The 257-nt window shown below is 32.7% G+C and carries 1 protein-coding gene; it reads right to left on the bottom strand.

Annotated features, from left to right (window positions below; all coding sequences use genetic code 11):
• Positions 1 to 257 (bottom strand): ATP-binding cassette domain-containing protein (locus tag SD455_RS16715; RefSeq protein ID WP_445508762.1); only part of this gene is annotated, 257 nt, incomplete at both ends.

The following is a 257-nucleotide window of genomic DNA, read 5'->3' as shown; positions in this document are numbered from 1 at the left end:
ATATCTCAAGATTTTCATAACCAGTCATATTAAAGAAAAGTCCTGGACTTTCAATCAAACTAGCCTGATGCGACAAAGCCTTCTCTCTTTGACTTTGTATATCATGACCACATATAGTAACATTTCCAGAATCCATATGAATTAACCCGCATAAACATTTCATTAATGTACTTTTACCTGCACCATTAGGACCAATAAAACCTACAATTTCATTTTCTCGAATAGAGAACGAAATATCATCTAACACTAAATGATTG

This window comes from Nesterenkonia sp. K-15-9-6, assembly GCF_052656005.1.
This window is presented reverse-complemented; position numbering and strand designations above follow the sequence as displayed.